Annotated in this window: 15 protein-coding genes; 7 read left to right on the top strand and 8 right to left on the bottom strand. The window is 33.9% G+C overall.

Going from position 1 to position 16469, the window contains the following annotated elements:
• Positions 1–3: 3 nt before the first annotated feature.
• Positions 4–1095, top strand: coding sequence for an aminotransferase class V-fold PLP-dependent enzyme (locus tag Y10_RS06930; protein ID WP_281764630.1), 1092 nt, complete (start codon positions 4–6; stop codon positions 1093–1095).
• Between the two features lie 33 nt (positions 1096–1128).
• Here the strand turns inward: Y10_RS06930 and Y10_RS06935 are convergent, their stop codons facing one another.
• From Y10_RS06935 to Y10_RS06950, 4 genes are all read right to left on the bottom strand, one after another.
• Positions 1129–1917, bottom strand: coding sequence for a hypothetical protein (locus Y10_RS06935; RefSeq protein WP_281764631.1), 789 nt, complete (start codon positions 1915–1917; stop codon positions 1129–1131).
• Between the two features lies 1 nt (position 1918).
• Positions 1919–2890, bottom strand: coding sequence for an L-histidine N(alpha)-methyltransferase (locus Y10_RS06940; protein ID WP_281764632.1), 972 nt, complete (start codon positions 2888–2890; stop codon positions 1919–1921).
• Between the two features lie 10 nt (positions 2891–2900).
• Positions 2901–4064, bottom strand: a complete 1164-nt coding sequence (egtB, locus tag Y10_RS06945) for an ergothioneine biosynthesis protein EgtB (protein ID WP_281764633.1) — start codon at positions 4062–4064, stop codon at positions 2901–2903.
• Between the two features lie 102 nt (positions 4065–4166).
• Complete coding sequence (locus Y10_RS06950) at positions 4167–4991, bottom strand: thymidylate synthase (RefSeq protein WP_281764634.1); 825 nt, start codon at positions 4989–4991, stop codon at positions 4167–4169.
• Positions 4992–5204: 213 nt separating this feature from the next.
• Between Y10_RS06950 and Y10_RS06955 the strand changes: the two genes are divergently transcribed.
• The 3 genes from Y10_RS06955 to Y10_RS06965 all read left to right on the top strand — a co-directional run bounded on the left by Y10_RS06955 (position 5205) and on the right by Y10_RS06965 (position 7736).
• The gene (locus Y10_RS06955) at positions 5205–5765 is read left to right on the top strand and encodes a YceI family protein (protein WP_281764635.1); all 561 of its coding nucleotides are present in this window, start codon (positions 5205–5207) and stop codon (positions 5763–5765) included.
• A gap of 28 nt (positions 5766–5793) precedes the next feature.
• Positions 5794–7068, top strand: coding sequence for a hypothetical protein (locus Y10_RS06960; protein ID WP_281764636.1), 1275 nt, complete (start codon positions 5794–5796; stop codon positions 7066–7068).
• 137 nt (positions 7069–7205) lie between these two features.
• Positions 7206–7736, top strand: a complete 531-nt coding sequence (locus Y10_RS06965) for a YceI family protein (protein ID WP_281764637.1) — start codon at positions 7206–7208, stop codon at positions 7734–7736.
• Here the strand turns inward: Y10_RS06965 and Y10_RS06970 are convergent.
• The 4 genes from Y10_RS06970 to Y10_RS06985 all read right to left on the bottom strand — a co-directional run bounded on the left by Y10_RS06970 (position 7725) and on the right by Y10_RS06985 (position 11826).
• Positions 7725–9365, bottom strand: coding sequence for a NupC/NupG family nucleoside CNT transporter (locus Y10_RS06970; RefSeq protein ID WP_281764638.1), 1641 nt, complete (start codon positions 9363–9365; stop codon positions 7725–7727). The genes Y10_RS06965 and Y10_RS06970 overlap by 12 nt on opposite strands.
• A gap of 17 nt (positions 9366–9382) precedes the next feature.
• Positions 9383–10009 (bottom strand): bifunctional nuclease family protein, encoded by a 627-nt coding sequence (locus tag Y10_RS06975; RefSeq protein WP_281764639.1) that lies wholly within the window; start codon positions 10007–10009, stop codon positions 9383–9385.
• 83 nt (positions 10010–10092) lie between these two features.
• Positions 10093–11055 (bottom strand): electron transfer flavoprotein subunit alpha/FixB family protein, encoded by a 963-nt coding sequence (locus Y10_RS06980; protein ID WP_281764640.1) that lies wholly within the window; start codon positions 11053–11055, stop codon positions 10093–10095.
• A gap of 24 nt (positions 11056–11079) precedes the next feature.
• Positions 11080–11826: an electron transfer flavoprotein subunit beta/FixA family protein gene (locus Y10_RS06985; protein ID WP_281764641.1), complete on the bottom strand. Its 747-nt coding sequence runs from the start codon at positions 11824–11826 to the stop codon at positions 11080–11082.
• Positions 11827–12199: 373 nt separating this feature from the next.
• Between Y10_RS06985 and Y10_RS06990 the strand changes: the two genes are divergently transcribed.
• The 3 genes from Y10_RS06990 to Y10_RS07000 all read left to right on the top strand — a co-directional run bounded on the left by Y10_RS06990 (position 12200) and on the right by Y10_RS07000 (position 16401).
• Complete coding sequence (locus tag Y10_RS06990; RefSeq protein ID WP_281764774.1) at positions 12200–13195, top strand: pyruvate dehydrogenase complex E1 component subunit beta; 996 nt, start codon at positions 12200–12202, stop codon at positions 13193–13195.
• 76 nt (positions 13196–13271) lie between these two features.
• Positions 13272–15770, top strand: a complete 2499-nt coding sequence (locus Y10_RS06995) for a DUF5686 and carboxypeptidase-like regulatory domain-containing protein (protein WP_281764642.1) — start codon at positions 13272–13274, stop codon at positions 15768–15770.
• 103 nt (positions 15771–15873) lie between these two features.
• Positions 15874–16401: an inorganic diphosphatase gene (locus Y10_RS07000; RefSeq protein WP_281764643.1), complete on the top strand. Its 528-nt coding sequence runs from the start codon at positions 15874–15876 to the stop codon at positions 16399–16401.
• Positions 16402–16469: the final 68 nt, after the last annotated feature.

Genomic DNA, 16469 nt, shown 5'->3' on the forward strand with positions numbered 1-16469 from the left:
ATAATGAAACAAGTTCAAAAAGAGTTTCCGGTAGCAACTACGTATACCTATGTAAATACAGCAGCAAGTGGTTTATTGTCTGAAAATATGTTAGACTACAGACAAGAGCATGATCTTGATTTTTTAATAGGAGGAAGTATGTTTAGAGAAAAGCAAGTGTCTTTTTTTAATGAAGTACGTGCTTCGGTAGCTGGCTTTTTTGAAGGAGCTAAAGATAAGGTGGCTTTGGTACCTAATTTTAGTTGGGGTATGAATGCTTTATTAGAAGGGTTACCTTCTAATTCTAAAGTATTATTGCTTGATATGGATTATCCCTCTATTAATTGGCCTGTAGAGAGCAGATTTAGTTCAGTTATAAAGTTGCCAATTACTTCAAACTTGGAAACGGTGATTAAGGAAACTGTAGCTAAAGAAGGCGCTACCGTTTTTGTTTTTAGCATTGTTCAGTTTATTAATGGAGTTAAAATAGATTTAGATTTTATTAAAGAATTAAAAGCTGAATATCCTGATTTGTTATTGATAGCAGATGGTACGCAGTATTTTGGTACAGAGCCTTTTAATTTTACGGAGTCTGGAATAGATGTAATAGGAGCCAGCGCTTATAAGTGGATGCTAGGAGGTTATGGTTGCGGTTTTTTTATGTTTACAGATGAGGCTCTTAAAAGATTTGATGTAAAAACGGTAGGTATGGCATCTGCCGACGGAAACATGAACGCCGAAAACATATCATTAGTTAAAAAATTAGAACCAGGGCATTTAGATACGCTTAGTTTTGGTACCATGAAATTTGGTATAGATTACTTAATGAGCTTAGACCTGAGTGCTGTAAAAGAATATCTTACAATTTTAACGGAGAAAGCGTTTAATGGGTTTAAAGATTTAGGACTGTTAGATGCAGAAGTTGTAGATAGAGAAGCGCACAAGTCTACTATATTTAGTTTAAAGCTAGAAGAAAAGTATATAAGCATTCTTAGAGAGCAAGGCATTATAACATCGTACCGCGGGGATAGATTACGTGTTAGTTTTCATGTTTATAACACCGAGAAAGATGTAAATAAACTTTTACTTGCTTTACGTAAGTCGTTAGGTAAATAATATTACCTAGATATTGGCTATTAGAAAATATGTCTAAAGTATTTTGGTTAGGGCAAAAACAGCTTCGTTATAAAAACTGGTTACACTGTTTAAAGTAATGTTATCTGTAAAGTTTGCAGGTAACAAAATACCTTTCCAGTCTTCTTTAATATGCCATTGCCCAACAGAAAGTTGGGTAGGGTTGGTATAAGACAGGTTTTCATCTTTAGCCCATGCGTATGCATAGAAATAAGGTACATTGCAAATATGGTCTGCAATGGCATAACCGCACCCAATAATTTTTTCAAAGCTATCGTCAGTAGCTTTGTTAATGAGCATGCCAGTATCAAAATGATGAGGCCATACAAATATTTCTGAGGTTTTAGAGTGTCCATTCACTGCTAAAGATTCTAAACACTTTTGAGCTATATTTCTATGTTCTATAGCTGTGTAAATAGCCATCTCATCTTCGTTGTCAACAGCAACAAATCCGTTAAATGGAGTTGGTAATTTGTATCCTAAGTTGGTAGTAAAGTTTTCGGCTGAAATACCGAAGTCTTCTAAATTTTCTACAATCCAGTTTTTGATAGTGTCAAAATCTACACCTAACAGGTCTAATTCATAAGTAGTGTCATTGTGCTTTATTCGTAGCATAATGTCCTTATAACTTAATTCTATATAAGTGTTACTAACTTTTTGTGATTGTAAGGCGCTTTTACCTATGTCCCATTTCATAGCAGTTTGACTATCGTCTGATTGTTTAGGTAAAAAACTATTACTAAAAGCACCAAGAAATTGCGCTATATGGTGAAATTTTTCTTGTATACTATTTAATATAACCATGCTATGAAGATTTAAATAAGTAATTCTTAAAACATTTTTTAGCGTCGGTAAAACTATTTACTAAATTAAGTCCGGTTTGGTTTGCTAGCCATTTTACAATAGTGTCATCATACTTTTGTGAGATTTCAGTATGTATGGTTTCCCATTCATCAAATTTCACTTTCATATCTAAAGCATTAATATCTACCTCTTGTTTTTTGGTAGCAACCAAATAGCTTTTAGCGGTTCCTGTTTCAGGGTCATAGGTTTCCCAATGCATAAAGTTAGCCAAATTAAAATTAGCATCTAGCTCTTTATTAATTCTATGTAGTAAGTTCTTATTAAAAGCAGCTGTAACTCCTTTGGGGTCGTTGTAAGCATTTATAATTTGTTGCGGATGCTTTTTCATGTCAAGCCCCATAAATAAAAGATCATTGGGGTTCATTGCCTCTTTTATTTGTTTTAAAAAATCGATAGCCATTGGGTGGGGTAGGTTCCCTAAGTTAGACCCCAACATCATAATAACCTTTTTTCTAGAGGAAATACTCTTAAGTTGTTTTAAAACCTCAAAATACATTCCTTGCTGTGGTGCTATTGCCACTTTTGGTAGTTCGGTATGAATAGATGCTTGTAATTGATCTAAAGCGTTTTGACTTATATCTATCGGTTTATAGGTGAAGCTGTAGTTTCCTGTTGTTAACTCTTTCAGTAATACTTTTGTTTTGGTGCCATCTCCGGCACCTAGTTCTATAAGGTCAAAACCTTCTTGTGTTGTATCAAAGGCTTTACAAATATTAGTTTTTTCAGTGTTCAGTATTTCATATTCACATCTGGTAAGATAGTATTCCGGTAATTGCATTATTTGCTGGAATAACTTATCGCCCTCAGAATCGTAAATATATTTAGAGGATAATTTTTTAGGGAAAGACATTAAGCCTTTATAAACATCTTCTTCAAAAGAAGACTTAAATATGTGTGCCGATTTTGTTTTCATAGGGTTTGTTTTATTTAGCAAGTCTAATACCTGTAAATTGCCATCTTTGTGAAGGATGAAAAAAGTTTCTGTAAGTGTTTCGAGTATGTTTTTCTGGGGTAGCTATAGAACCTCCTCTTAAAACCTTTTGGCTTACCATAAATTTACCATTATATTCTCCTAAGGCACCTGTAGGTTTTTTATAATTGGGGTAGGGTAGGTAGGCACTTTCTGTCCATTCCCAACGTTTTCCCCATTCAAATAATCCGCTAGCTATTTCCCACTCAAACTCTGTAGGTAGTCTAAGTCCTTTCCATTGTGCAAAGGCAAAGGCTTCGTAATAAGAAATATGAGTTAATGGAGTTTCTTTGTCGATTTTTTGTAATCCGCTGAGGGTGTAATGGTGCCATTCATCATCAATAAAGTGCCAGTACATTGGGGCTTTCACTTGGTGTTGTTTAACCCAGTCTAGCCCTTCGGCATGCCAATATTCAAAATTTGAATAGCCGCCATCGTTAATAAAATCTATGTAATCACCATTTGTTACCAATGAATTTGAAATTTGATATTCATTAACAAATACTTTATGCGCGCCCATTTCATTATCATAACAAAAAGAAGCATCGGTATGGCCTATAGTATAAAGACCTTCTTCAATGGTTATAAATTCAGGAAATGTTTCTTCTTTTTCGTGTGCTTCTATAGCGTTTCCGTAAGCTGGTAACAAAGGATTGTGACCTAAAATAAATTTAATATCAGTAATTAAAAGTTCTTGATGTTGCTTTTCATGGTGGATACCAATTTCTAAAACTGCTGCAATTTCCTTGTCAATACGTCCTTTTTGCCAAAATACAGAAATAGCATTGGTTACATAATTTCGGTATTCGTATATTTTAGTAACAGAAGGGCGAGATAAATTACCTCTATTTGCTCTCACTACTCTTTTACCAACCGTTTCATAGTAGCTATTAAAAACAAAAGAAAAACTTTCGTCAAACAATTTGTAGCCTGGGGTATAAGGTTTAAGAATGAATTCTTCAAAAAACCAAGTGGTATGTCCTAGGTGCCATTTAGGCGGAGAAACATCTGCAACGGGTTGTACCACATAATCTTCAGTTTCTAACGGAGCACAAATTTGCTCAGAGGTTGAACGGGTTTCTAAAAAGAGTTCAAGTAGCGTATCTGTTAAAACCATAAAAAAAAGGATAATTCATTTTTTTGAATTATCCTTAAATATACAGTGAATGGTTTTAAAAATTATTAAAATAATGGTTAAAACCTTGTTAATGCAATTATTTTAGATGGCTACAGCTCCTTTTATATGCGGGTGCGGATCATAATTTTCAAGAGTAAAATCTTCAAACTCAAAATCAAAAATTTCTTTTACATCCGGATTAATTTTAATAGTAGGTAGAGTTCTTGGTTCTCTTGATAATTGAAGTTTCACTTGTTCTATATGGTTGTTGTAAATATGTACATCACCAAAGGTGTGAATAAAGTCTCCTGGCTCATACCCGCAAACCTGAGCAACTATCATAGTAAGTAACGCATAAGATGCAATGTTAAAAGGTACTCCTAAAAATACATCGGCACTACGTTGGTATAATTGACAAGATAATTTGTTGTTAGCTACATAAAATTGAAAGAAAGCGTGGCAAGGTGGCAAAGCAGCTTTACCATTGGCTACATTTTCTGCAAACGAAACAGAGGTGTTAGGCATCACACTTGGGTTCCAGGCAGACACTAGCATTCTTCTACTGTCTGGGTTTTTCTTTATAGTTTCAATGATATCTTTAATCTGGTCAATTTCTTCTCCGTTCCAATTACGCCATTGATGGCCGTAAATAGGACCTAAATCACCATCTTCATTGGCCCATTCGTTCCAAATTCTAACACCATTATCTGTTAAGTATTTAATATTGGTATCTCCTTTTAAAAACCAAAGTAATTCATAGATAATAGACTTTAAATGTAATTTCTTGGTAGTAACCATAGGAAATCCTTCACTTAAATCAAATCGCATTTGATATCCAAATACGCTTTTAGTACCAGTACCTGTACGGTCTTCTTTAGTATTACCGTGGTCTAGAATGTGCTGCAGAAGGTCATGATATTGTTTCATATAATGCTTTGTATTTGGTATTTACATGAAGATACAAAAAATTCACATATCTCAATAAAATACAGTTGTAAATGTAAAATTCCTACTAAAAAACACTTTGAAAATTAATATCCGTAATTCGGTGATAATTTTCTCACGTGAGAACTGATAATTATCATGTGCTTTTGAAAATCTTCAAAGTAGTTTTGAACTGTAAAATTAAAACAAATAAAAATGAAACGATTGGTTTTTACATTACTATTTACAGTTTTAGGACTTGTACTAGGAAACGCCCAAACATATACAGCTGATGCAGCAAAATCTGAATTATCAGTTAGTGGTACTTCAAGCTTACACGATTGGCATTGTGCTGTTAAAAGTTTTTCAGGAACTATTAATGCTACCGTAGAGAATGGTAAAGTTACCAAATTAAGTGACTTTAACTTTAGCTTTAATGTTACCTCTTTAGATAGTGGTAAAGGAGCAATGGATAAGAAAATGTATGAAGCACTTAAGGAGGAAAATAATCCTAAAGTTACTTATAAAGGATCGGAAGTAATTATGAATGCTGATGGAACTGCAAAATTTAAAGGACAAATGACCATGGCAGGAGTAACTAAGTATTTTGAAACTATAGTAAAGCTTGGATATGAAGGATCAACTTTAGAATTAAACGGTAGTAAAGCTTTCAAATTAGCTGAATTTAAAATAGACCCTCCAACAGCTATGTTCGGAACTATAAAAACAGGTGAAGAGGTTAGTATTCATTACAACATCTCTCTAACAACTAAATAAATTTTTTAACTCAACAATTATTAAAATCATGAAACAGCAATTAAATTGGTTATTAGTACTATTGGTAATGGTGTTAGTAACAGGAACAGGTTTAGCACAGGAAACCGAGATGGGTTATTACAATGAACCAGGAAAGAAAAGTATAAATAAGTTTGAAACAACAAAAGTAGATAGCGCTGCTTTTGATAAAGTGAAAGTTAGAGTTGGTGGTGCATTTGCATTACAATTTCAAGGGTTAGAGCACTCTAATGAGTCTGGTGTACCTTTAGCAGATATAGGTAACGAGTTTAACCTTGCTACAGCAAACTTAAACTTTGATGTTCAGTTAGCAGAAGGTGTACGTATGAACTTAGTAACGTATTTATCTTCTAGACACCACGAAGAAACATGGGTAAAAGGTGGATACATTCAGTTTGATAAACTTCCTTTTGTAAACAGTGAAGCGTTAGATAAATTAATGGAAAACGTGACTATTAAAGTGGGGCACATGGAAATTAACTATGGTGATGGTCACTTTAGACGTACAGATAATGGTAACGCAATTTATAACCCATTTGTAGGTAACTTATTAATGGATGCTTTTGCAACAGAAATTGCAGGTGAGGTTTACTATCAAAAAAATGGATTTTTAGCAATGGTTGGTGCTTCTAATGGTGAGATTAAAGGTGATGTTACTACTCACGAAGCTGCAGACCCTTCTATTTACTTTAAATTAGGATTTGACAAACAAATCAACGATGAATTAAGAACAAGATTAACAGGTTCTTACTATTCAACTAACAAATCTGCTAACAATACCTTATATGCTGGTGACAGAGGTGGATCTAGATACTACTACGTAATGGAGCCAGAAGCTGCAGAAGGAGATTTTTCTAGCTACTTCCGTTCAGGTAGAGTTAACCCAGGGTTTAACTACAAAGTTCACGCTCTTATGTTCAACCCATTTGTGAAATATAACGGATTAGAGTTCTTTGGTACAGCAGAATTTAGTAGTGGTAGAACTGCTGCTGAAACTGAAAACAGAAACGCAACTCAATTAGCTGGAGAGTTATTATACAGATTTGGAGCTAATGAAAACTTCTACGTAGGTGGTAGATATACAACTGTAAATGCTGAATTAAACGGATTTGATGAAGAAGTGAACATCAACAGAATTCAAGCAGGTGCTGGTTGGTTCTTAACAAACAATGTGTTAGCAAAATTAGAATATGTTAACCAACAATATAAAGATTATCCTGCAGGAAGTATTTTAGAAGGTGGAGAGTTTAAAGGATTTATGGTTGAAGCTGTAATTTCTTTCTAAGCACACCACGCACTAACTAAAATAAGTATATAGTGTAAGTAATAGTTATAGAGTAGTCATTAAAATAGAAAGCAGTACATATCTTTAAAATAAAGTTGTACTGCTTTCTTGTTTTATCTTCTTATCATTGTATTAGTATGAAAACAGTAGTAACCGTAATATGTAGCTTGTTTTTTATGTTATTGCATACACAGGCTAAAGCACAAGGCAAAATTAAAGTAGATATATTTACGAATGTAAATAGTTTTAGTTGTGTTTGTAACGAGGCTGACTTTGTTTATACAGAAGTAGATAAAAATGTTGCTATTCTATTTCCTTTGGTGCAATTTGATTGCCCTAAAAAAATGATGGAAAGGGATTTGTTAGAGTTGTTTAATGCAGATAATTATCCGCATGCAAAACTTACCATAGCCGAAATAGAAACTACCAAGAGTGATACAGAGAAAGTAATAAAGTTTAAACTTACTTTAAAAAATATAAGCCAGTATTATAAGTTAACCCTATCTAGGGTAAAGTATGGCAGTAAAACATACTTAGAAGGCTCACAAAAGGTTAGTTTGTCAGATTTTAAAGCTGTACCACCCACTAAAATGATGGGGTTAATTAAGGTAGAAGATGAGGTGTTAATCTCCTTTAAAATTCCTGAAAAAGAATTATTACCCAATTAAAATACCTGCAAGCGCTGCTGATAAAAGTGAAGCTAACATACCGCCAATCATAGCTTTTAAACCATACTTAGAAAGTAGTGCTCTTTTACCAGGAGCTAAAGACCCAATACCACCAATTTGAATACCAATAGAAGCAATATTAGCAAAGCCTGATAGCATAAAAGTAGATATTACTATAGACTTCATTTCTATAAAAGCACCAGCATTTTTTAAACTGTTTAAGCTATTGTAGGCAATAAATTCTGAGGCAATTAGCTTTTCTCCTAATAAACGGCCAACTAAATTAGCGTCTTCCCAATTTACACCAATTCCGTAAGCTAGCGGAGAAAAAACCGTTCCTAAAATATATTCTAGAGAAAGTGCATCGTATTTCTGATCGGTTGCTGCTGCAATAGTAGCGTTTAAAGAAGTAAAATCTCCTATCCAGCCTAATAAGCCATTAATCATAGCAATAAAAGCAACAAAAACTAATAACATAGCACCAACGTTTGCAGCTAGTTTTAAACCTTCTGTAGTACCAACGGCAATAGCATCTAAAAAGTTAGATCCTATTTTATCTGACGATACTTTTACAGAAGTGTCAATACCTTCTGTTTGAGGCACCATAATTTTAGCTATTACAATAGCACCTGGAGCTGCCATAATAGAAGCCATTAATAATTGCTTGGCAAATAACAAACGCATGGCGTCGTCTCCACTACCTAATAAATCTATATAAGCAGCTAAAACACCACCAGCTAGCGTGGCCATACCACCTACCATTACCAGAAATATCTCAGACTTATTCATACGTTCTAAGTAGGCTTTAATCATTAGAGGGGCCTCAGTTTGTCCTAAGAATATGTTACCTGCAACGGCCAAACTTTCTGCTCCTGAAATTTTTAATCCTTTGGTCATAACCCAAGCAAGGCCTTTTACAATAATTTGTAAGACACCCAAGTAGAAAAATAAAGAGGTAAGCGCAGAGAAAAATATTACGGTTGGTAAAATTTGAAATAAGAAAACAAACCCAAAAGATTGAGAGTCCATTAATTTATCGCCTAATAAAAAGGTACTACCCGCTCTAGTAAAATCTAAAATAGTTACAAAAGCACCACTTACTACATCAAAAAACCATTGTATAGCAGGTATATAAATTATACCAATAGCAATACAAACTTGTGCCAAAATACCAAAGCCTACAAGTTTCCATGGTACACGTTTCTTGTCAGAACTAAAAGCGTAAGCAATTAGCAATATTAAAACCATACCCAAGGCTCCTCTCCATAGGTTATGAAAAGAAAACCCTTTACTTTCTAATTTAATAACTTCTTTTACCGGAGCTTTAACAGTGTTGAAAGCAAACTTATCTTGTTTGTTTGAAAAGATAAAAGTAGAGTCGGTTAGTTCAGAAATTCTGTACGTTACTGTAGAATCTGTAGGTTGTTGGTAATACAAAACAACAATGTTATTTTGGTATAAATAGTCTCCTTTTAAATTTTCTTGATTGTTTTTGTATGTAAACTTTCCTTGACTAAACTCTAAGATGTTCTTTTCTGCATCAATCCATTTTTTTTCAATCTTATCTTGAGCGTTTATAGTGTTGATACTGCATATTAAGGCAATAATCAGGCAAAGAAACTTATTCATGTAGTGCTATTTATGGGTTATTTCTGCTCTCTTTTAGAAATTTCGTCTCGAATACGAGCTGCTTTTTCGTAGTCTTCATTATTCACAGCTGTTTCTAACATGGTATGAAGTTCTTTAAGAGAATATGTTTTATAGGAATCAGAAGATGTGGTTTCTACATTTTCTGTATCTGGTTCTATTACTTCATTAACCAATACATCATCAGAAGGATCTGAATCTGTGCTGCCTTCAAAATTCAAATGAATGCCTGCTTTATCTAAAATATTTTTATAGGTGAAAATAGGCGCTTCAAATCGAAGGGCTAGTGCAATGGCGTCACTTGTTCTCGCATCAATTATTTCTTCAATACGATCTCTTTCGCATATTATGCTAGAGTAGAAAACACCATCTACTAATTTATGGATGATTACTTGTTTAACAACAATATCAAACCTATCAGCAAAGTTTTTGAATAAATCATGTGTTAAGGGTCTTGGGGGCTTAATTTCTTTTTCTAGAGCAATTGCAATAGATTGAGCTTCAAACGCACCAATTACAATAGGTAATTTTCTATCTCCGTCAACTTCATTTAGTATAAGGGCGTAGGCGCCATTTTGAGTTTGACTATAAGATATCCCTTTAATATTCAGTTTTACTAGACTCATAAACACATAACTTCATATAAAAAAAGGCTGTCTAAATAGGCTTATATTTAGACAGCCTTTTTGAGAGGCGTAAGTTAAAAAAATTATGCGTTATTCGCCTTATATTCTTTTAATTTTTCTATTAAAGCAGGTACTACTTCAAAGGCATCGCCAACAACCCCGTAATCTGCCGCCTTGAAAAATGGAGCTTCCGGATCGTTGTTTATCACTACTTTTACTTTAGAGGCGTTTACCCCAGCTAAATGTTGAATAGCGCCTGAGATACCTACGGCAATGTATAAATTAGAAGCAACAGGTTTTCCTGTTTGCCCTACGTGTTCACCATGAGGTCTCCAACCTAGGTCAGATACTGGTTTTGAACAAGCAGTAGCAGCGCCTAATGTCTCTGCTAATTCTTCAATCATTCCCCAGCTTTCTGGTCCTTTAAGTCCTCTTCCTCCAGAAACCACAATTTCTGCATCTGCAATAGTAACTTTACCGGTAGCTTTGTCGGTGTTAGTAACTTTAGTGTTGCTAGCAGGTAGGGTAGGAGCAAAGTCTTCTGTAGCGCCTGTTGTAGTAGCTTCTTTTAAGCCAAATGAATTTTTAGCTAAGCCGATAATAGCGTTCTCGGTAGTTACTTGTGTTAAACTAAATGCTTTGTTAGTAAAAGCTGTTCTTTTTAATGTTAACGGACTGGTGCTTTCTGGTAATGCTACTACGTTTGGTACATAACCCGCATTTAGTTTTATAGCTAAAAGCGGTGCTAAATATTTGTCGTTAGCAGCAGAACCTAAAACTAACGTTTTTGCATTCTCTTGGTCAAATGCCTGTTTTATTACATCTGCATATAGTGCAGCGTTAAACGTAGTTAAAGCATCATTAGATACTTTAAGAATTTTATGCACACCATATTTATATAGCTCTTCTGTGTTGTCGGAGTTTATGGTTACTGCGGTAACGGTGCTGCCTGCGTTAGCTGCAAGTGCTGCTGCGTAAGATGCTACCTCAAATGCTGCTTTTTTAAGTGTTCCGTTTTCTGACTCTGTATATATTAAAATTGACATGTTTTTACGTTTTTAAAATTAGACTTAAATTACTTTGGCTTCATTGTGTAGTAAATTAATTAGCTCGTCTAAATTATCTGGACTTACTAATTTTACTTCTCCTTTAGGAGCAGGTTTTTCAAAACCACTAATTGTTGTAGTAGCTGTAGTATCATCTGCAGCAACAATAGTTAGTTGTTTTTTACGAGCCATCATAATTCCTCTCATGTTAGGAATTCTTAAGTCTTTTTCTTCTACAATTCCTTTTTGAGTTCCAATAACTAAAGGTAGGGTAGTTTCTAATTCTTCTTTTCCGCCGTCAATTTCGCGTGTAGCTTTTGCAGTAGTGCCATCTACTTCTAAACCAATGCACATATTTACAAAGTTTGCGCCAATAAGCTCGGCAAGCATGCCAGGTACCATGCCTCCATTGTAATCAATAGATTCTCTACCAGCGATTATAAGGTCAAATTGGTTTTCAGAAATTACTTTGGCTAATTGTTTTGCAACAAAAAAACCATCGGTAGGTTCGGCGTCAATTCTAATAGCATCATCGGCACCTATAGCCAAAGCTTTTCTTAGTGTAGGTTCTGTTTCTGCAGTACCTACATTTATAACGGTAACCGTAGCGCCTTGCTTTTCTTTAAACCACATGGCTCTTGTAAGTCCAAATTCATCGTTAGGATTAATAACAAATTGTACACCGTTTTTATCAAACTCAGTGTTGTTATTGGTAAAGTTTATTTTAGAAGTTGTGTCAGGTACATGACTAATGCAAACTAATATCTTCATTTTACTATCTTTTTTTTGAGAAATCAATAATTTGATTACGAAGTTAATGATAATTTTTAAAATATACTATGCATGCATAATAAATTTTTTCTTTTTAAAAATTTTGTCTTATGAGCTGGGAAGGTTGCGAGTTGTAAAGGTAATTTTAAATTTTTGACTACCCTATAATTTTGTTTAGATAGTAGCTGTTACAAGTGCTTATTTCAGTACAACTCATTTAAAAGGGTGTTATATTTTTTTTTGAAATAATAAAAAGCGTGAATTAAACACTATTTTGTGTTTTTTTAATGGGCTAGATATTAAAATAGTTTTAAAGAATTACTATTTTTGTGGAGCCGATTAAAAATCTGCTTAATAATATATAGAGATAAACATATTCAAAAAAGTTTCAATGAGAACAATTCAATTTAGAGAAGCAGTTTGCGAAGCCATGAGCGAGGAAATGCGCACAGATGATACAATTTATCTAATGGGTGAGGAAGTTGCAGAATACAACGGTGCTTATAAAGCATCTAAAGGTATGTTAGACGAATTTGGTCCTAAACGTGTAATTGATACTCCTATTGCCGAACTTGGTTTTGCAGGTATAGCAGTTGGTTCTGCTATGAATGGTAACCGTCCGATAGTTGAGTTTATGACCTTTAACTTCTCATTGGTAGGAATAGACCAAATAATAAACAACGCTGCTAAAATACGTCAAATGTCAGGTGGGCAATTTAACTGTCCTATCGTTTTTAGAGGGCCTACAGCTTCTGCTGGTCAATTAGCGGCTACTCACTCTCAAGCTTTTGAAAGTTGGTATGCTAACTGTCCTGGGTTAAAAGTGGTTGTTCCTTCTAATCCTTATGATGCAAAAGGGCTTTTAAAGTCTGCTATTAGAGATAACGATCCTGTTATCTTTATGGAGTCTGAGCAAATGTACGGAGACAAAGGTGAGGTGCCAGAAGGAGAATACACAATTCCATTAGGGGTTGCCGATATTAAAAGAGAAGGTACTGATGTGACTATTGTTTCTTTTGGTAAAATCATCAAAGAGGCTTACGTAGCTGCTGATGAATTAGCTAAAGAAGGTATTAGTTGTGAGGTTATAGATATTCGTACCATTCGTCCTATGGATTATGATACTATTATAAAATCTGTAAAGAAAACAAACCGTTTGGTAATTTTAGAAGAAGCTTGGCCATTTGGTAACGTAGCTACTGAAATTACTTTCCAAGTACAATCTCAGGCATTTGATTATTTAGATGCTCCTGTTCAAAAAATTAATACGGCTGATACCCCAGCACCATATTCTCCTGCTTTATTGAAAGAATGGTTGCCTAATAGTGGAGATGTTATTAAAGCTGTAAAAAAAGTTATGTACAAATAAAAATGCAACTTTAGCGTTTAAAAACTTCACCGTTAGGTGAAGTTTTTTTATTTTGGACCATACTTTTATAAAATACATGAGCAAAAAAATATTAGTTTACTACTTCTTGCTCTTTTCTTGTTCTCTTATAGCCCAAACCAAAGTAGGGGGAACAGTTAAAGATGAGGCAGGAGCCCCCGTAGCATTTGCTAACGTAATGTTTAAAGAAAACCCTTCTGTTGGTGTTATTACCAATGATGATGGTAGTTTTTATTTAGATACCGATGAAACCTATAAGACATTGGTGGTGTCTCTTTTAGGTTTTGCTACTCAAGAAATAGATTTAACCAAAAGAGTTACGTACGATATAGAAGTTGTTTTAACCGAAGGAGAGCAGCTTGAAGAAGTTGTTGTGTACTCTGGTAATATGTCTAAAAAGAACAACCCAGCTATTGACATTTTAAGAAAAATTTGGGCAAAAAAAAGAGTTAATGGCTTACACCAATACAAACAATTTGAATACGATAAATATGAAAAGGTTGAGTTTGATTTAAACTCGATAGATAGTGCTATGATGAAAAGTAAACTCTTTAAAGGAATGGAGTTTATTTTTGAAGAAATTGATACCTCTAGAATTACAGGTAAAACCTACCTGCCTATGTTTATTAATGAAGCTGTGTATGAAGTATATGGCGATAATAATCTAGGGAAGGAAGTGGAACGCCTTACTGGTAACCGAAACTCTGGTTTTAGCTCTAATCAAAATATTATTTCATTTATACAAGATTTATATACCGACTACGATATTTATAATAACTACTTGGTGTTTTTTGATAAAAGTTTTGTGAGTCCTCTTTCTAGAACTGGTATAGATGTATACAACTACGTGTTAAATGACAGTGCTTTTATAGATAATAAGTGGTGTTATAATATTGTGTACTATCCCAGACGAAAAAACGAACTTACTTTTAAAGGAGACTTTTGGGTAAATGATACCACGTTTGCTATTAAAGATATTAACCTGCAAGTAACCAGAAGTGCTAATATTAACTGGGTTAAAGATATTTATATAGAACAGGAGTTTGAAGTAGTTAATGATTCTACTTTTTTATTGAAGCGCGATTACATGATGAGTGATTTTAGTTTGAATAAAAAGGAGAAGTCTAAAGGTATTTACGGTAAACGAACTACTGTTTATGATAATTATGTTTTTGACAAAGAAAAACCAAGAAGTTTTTATGAAGCTAAGGTAGACCCTTATAATGAAAAGGCGTATAACAGAGATGAGGCCTTTTGGGAGACTAGTAGGTTAGAAAAATTAAACGAAGATGAGAAAAAAGTGTATACCATGTTGGATACGCTTAAAACGGTACCAAAATTTAAAAAGCTTTATAGCTTAGCTAGTATTTTAGGATCGGGGTATATAGAGGTAGATAAATATAATTTTGATTACGGACCAATCTTTTCAACCTTTGGTTATAATGAGAAGGAGGGAGTACGATTACGCGTTGGAGGTAGAACCTATTTTGGCCGTAATGATATGTGGCGTATAGAAGGTTATACTGCTTATGGTTTTAAAGATAACCAATTTAAATATGGTATTTCAGGTAAGGTTTTATTAGACAGAAAAACGCGTTTAATACTTTCTGGAGGTAATAGAAGAGATGTAGAGCAAATAGGGGTAAGTTTAACCGCTACTAATGATGTGCTTGGTAGAAGTTTTGCTTCATCTTCAGTATTTACTACGGGGTCTAATAATACGTTAACAGATATTAAACTATCTACATTGGCAGTAGAGTTTGAGCCTGCTAAGAATTTTGTTTTTAAAGTGCAGGGTTCTCATAGAAGTTTACGTTCTGCGTTGCCAGAAACTTTTAGTTTAAGTTATGTAGATATTGAATCGCCTACTGGTGTAGAAAGTGAAACCAATCAGTTTGAGATGATGACCTCTATAGAATTTACTCCTAAAAGAAAAACAATGGGATATGGGGTAGAGCGAATAGATGTTAATGATGATTATGCTAGGTATGCTTTGTTATATACATCAGGTATTAAAGATGTATTGAATAGTGATTTTGATTATCAGAAACTGCAATTGTATTACAGGCAGCCTATAAATGTGGGTGGTTTTGGTAGGTTAACAAGTACCCTAGAAGCAGGTAAAACCTTTGGAGAAGTGCCGCTTGGGTTGCTAAGTGTAATACCAGGTAACCAAACGTATTTTTCTATATTTAATACGTTTCCTAATCTAGATTTTTATGAGTTTGTTACAGATACGTATGTGTCTGTTCACTTAGAACATAATTTTAACGGAAGACTTTTTGGTAGAATACCAATGTTGCGCAAATTAAATTTGAGAGAAATTGTTGGGGTTAGAGGAGTTTATGGAGCTTTATCTGATGAAAATATAGCTTTAAGCGCACCTACATCTATACCGCTAAGAGCGCCTGATGCAGAGCCTTATTGGGAGTACTCTTTTGGGGTAGGTAATATTTTTAAAGTTTTTAGAATAGACTTTAACTTTAGAGGTAATTATTTAGATATTCCAGGGGCTAGACCTTTTAGTGTAACAGGAGCCTTTGGGTTTTCTTTTTAACCATAACGTCATTAAATATATAGCAAGTAAGTAGAATATATTTTGCTTTTTAATAGGCGTTCATCTATTTTTGAAAAACGATACATTTAAGTAAATAAAAATCATGAGCGAAATCCCTACTTTTGACGTCCTTGTGGAGATTCCAAAAGGAAGTAGAAACAAATATGAATACGATTTTGATAAGAAAAGAATAAGATTTGATAGAGTTCTTTACTCTGCAATGTTTTATCCTGCAGATTATGGATTTATTCCTGAAACAATGGCTCAGGATGGTGATCCGTTAGATGCAATGGTGTTTTTTACAGAGGCTACCGTTCCAGGTTGTCTTGTAGAAGTAAAGCCTATAGCAGTTTTTAAAATGTCTGATGATAAAGGACCAGATGAAAAAATTATTTGTGTTCCTGTATCAGATCCTATTATGAATAAGTTGAATGATTTAGGAGATCTTAACATTCATACCTTAAAAGAGTTTGAGCACTTTTTTCAAGTGTATAAAGATTTAGAGCAAAAGTTTGTAGAAGTAGAAGGATGGGGAGATTTAAATGAAGCTTTAAAGTATATTCAAGATTCCAAAGATAGATTTGAAGCTATGAGTGAAGAAGAAAAGAAGAAGTATTCTATAGACTTTTAGTGCATATAGTATAAAAAATAAGAAATCCTCAATTACCTACGTGTAGTTGAGGATTTTTTTTTAAAAAG

The sequence above is a fragment of the Neptunitalea lumnitzerae genome, from assembly GCF_027924185.1.
Taxonomy (GTDB): Bacteria; Bacteroidota; Bacteroidia; order Flavobacteriales; family Flavobacteriaceae; genus Neptunitalea; species Neptunitalea lumnitzerae.

Bases quoted from the DNA above. Each gene is read 5' to 3' on its own strand.
- Y10_RS06930 (WP_281764630.1), top strand. From the start codon at position 4: ATGAAACAAGTTCAAAAAGAGTTTCCGGTAGCAACTACGTATACCTAT.
- Y10_RS06935 (WP_281764631.1), bottom strand. From the start codon at position 1,917: ATGGTTATATTAAATAGTATACAAGAAAAATTTCACCATATAGCGCAA.
- Y10_RS06940 (WP_281764632.1), bottom strand. From the start codon at position 2,890: ATGAAAACAAAATCGGCACACATATTTAAGTCTTCTTTTGAAGAAGAT.
- egtB (WP_281764633.1), bottom strand. From the start codon at position 4,064: ATGGTTTTAACAGATACGCTACTTGAACTCTTTTTAGAAACCCGTTCA.
- Y10_RS06950 (WP_281764634.1), bottom strand. From the start codon at position 4,991: ATGAAACAATATCATGACCTTCTGCAGCACATTCTAGACCACGGTAAT.
- Y10_RS06955 (WP_281764635.1), top strand. From the start codon at position 5,205: ATGAAACGATTGGTTTTTACATTACTATTTACAGTTTTAGGACTTGTA.
- Y10_RS06960 (WP_281764636.1), top strand. From the start codon at position 5,794: ATGAAACAGCAATTAAATTGGTTATTAGTACTATTGGTAATGGTGTTA.
- Y10_RS06965 (WP_281764637.1), top strand. From the start codon at position 7,206: ATGAAAACAGTAGTAACCGTAATATGTAGCTTGTTTTTTATGTTATTG.
- Y10_RS06970 (WP_281764638.1), bottom strand. From the start codon at position 9,365: ATGAATAAGTTTCTTTGCCTGATTATTGCCTTAATATGCAGTATCAAC.
- Y10_RS06975 (WP_281764639.1), bottom strand. From the start codon at position 10,009: ATGAGTCTAGTAAAACTGAATATTAAAGGGATATCTTATAGTCAAACT.
- Y10_RS06980 (WP_281764640.1), bottom strand. From the start codon at position 11,055: ATGTCAATTTTAATATATACAGAGTCAGAAAACGGAACACTTAAAAAA.
- Y10_RS06985 (WP_281764641.1), bottom strand. From the start codon at position 11,826: ATGAAGATATTAGTTTGCATTAGTCATGTACCTGACACAACTTCTAAA.
- Y10_RS06995 (WP_281764642.1), top strand. From the start codon at position 13,272: ATGAGCAAAAAAATATTAGTTTACTACTTCTTGCTCTTTTCTTGTTCT.
- Y10_RS07000 (WP_281764643.1), top strand. From the start codon at position 15,874: ATGAGCGAAATCCCTACTTTTGACGTCCTTGTGGAGATTCCAAAAGGA.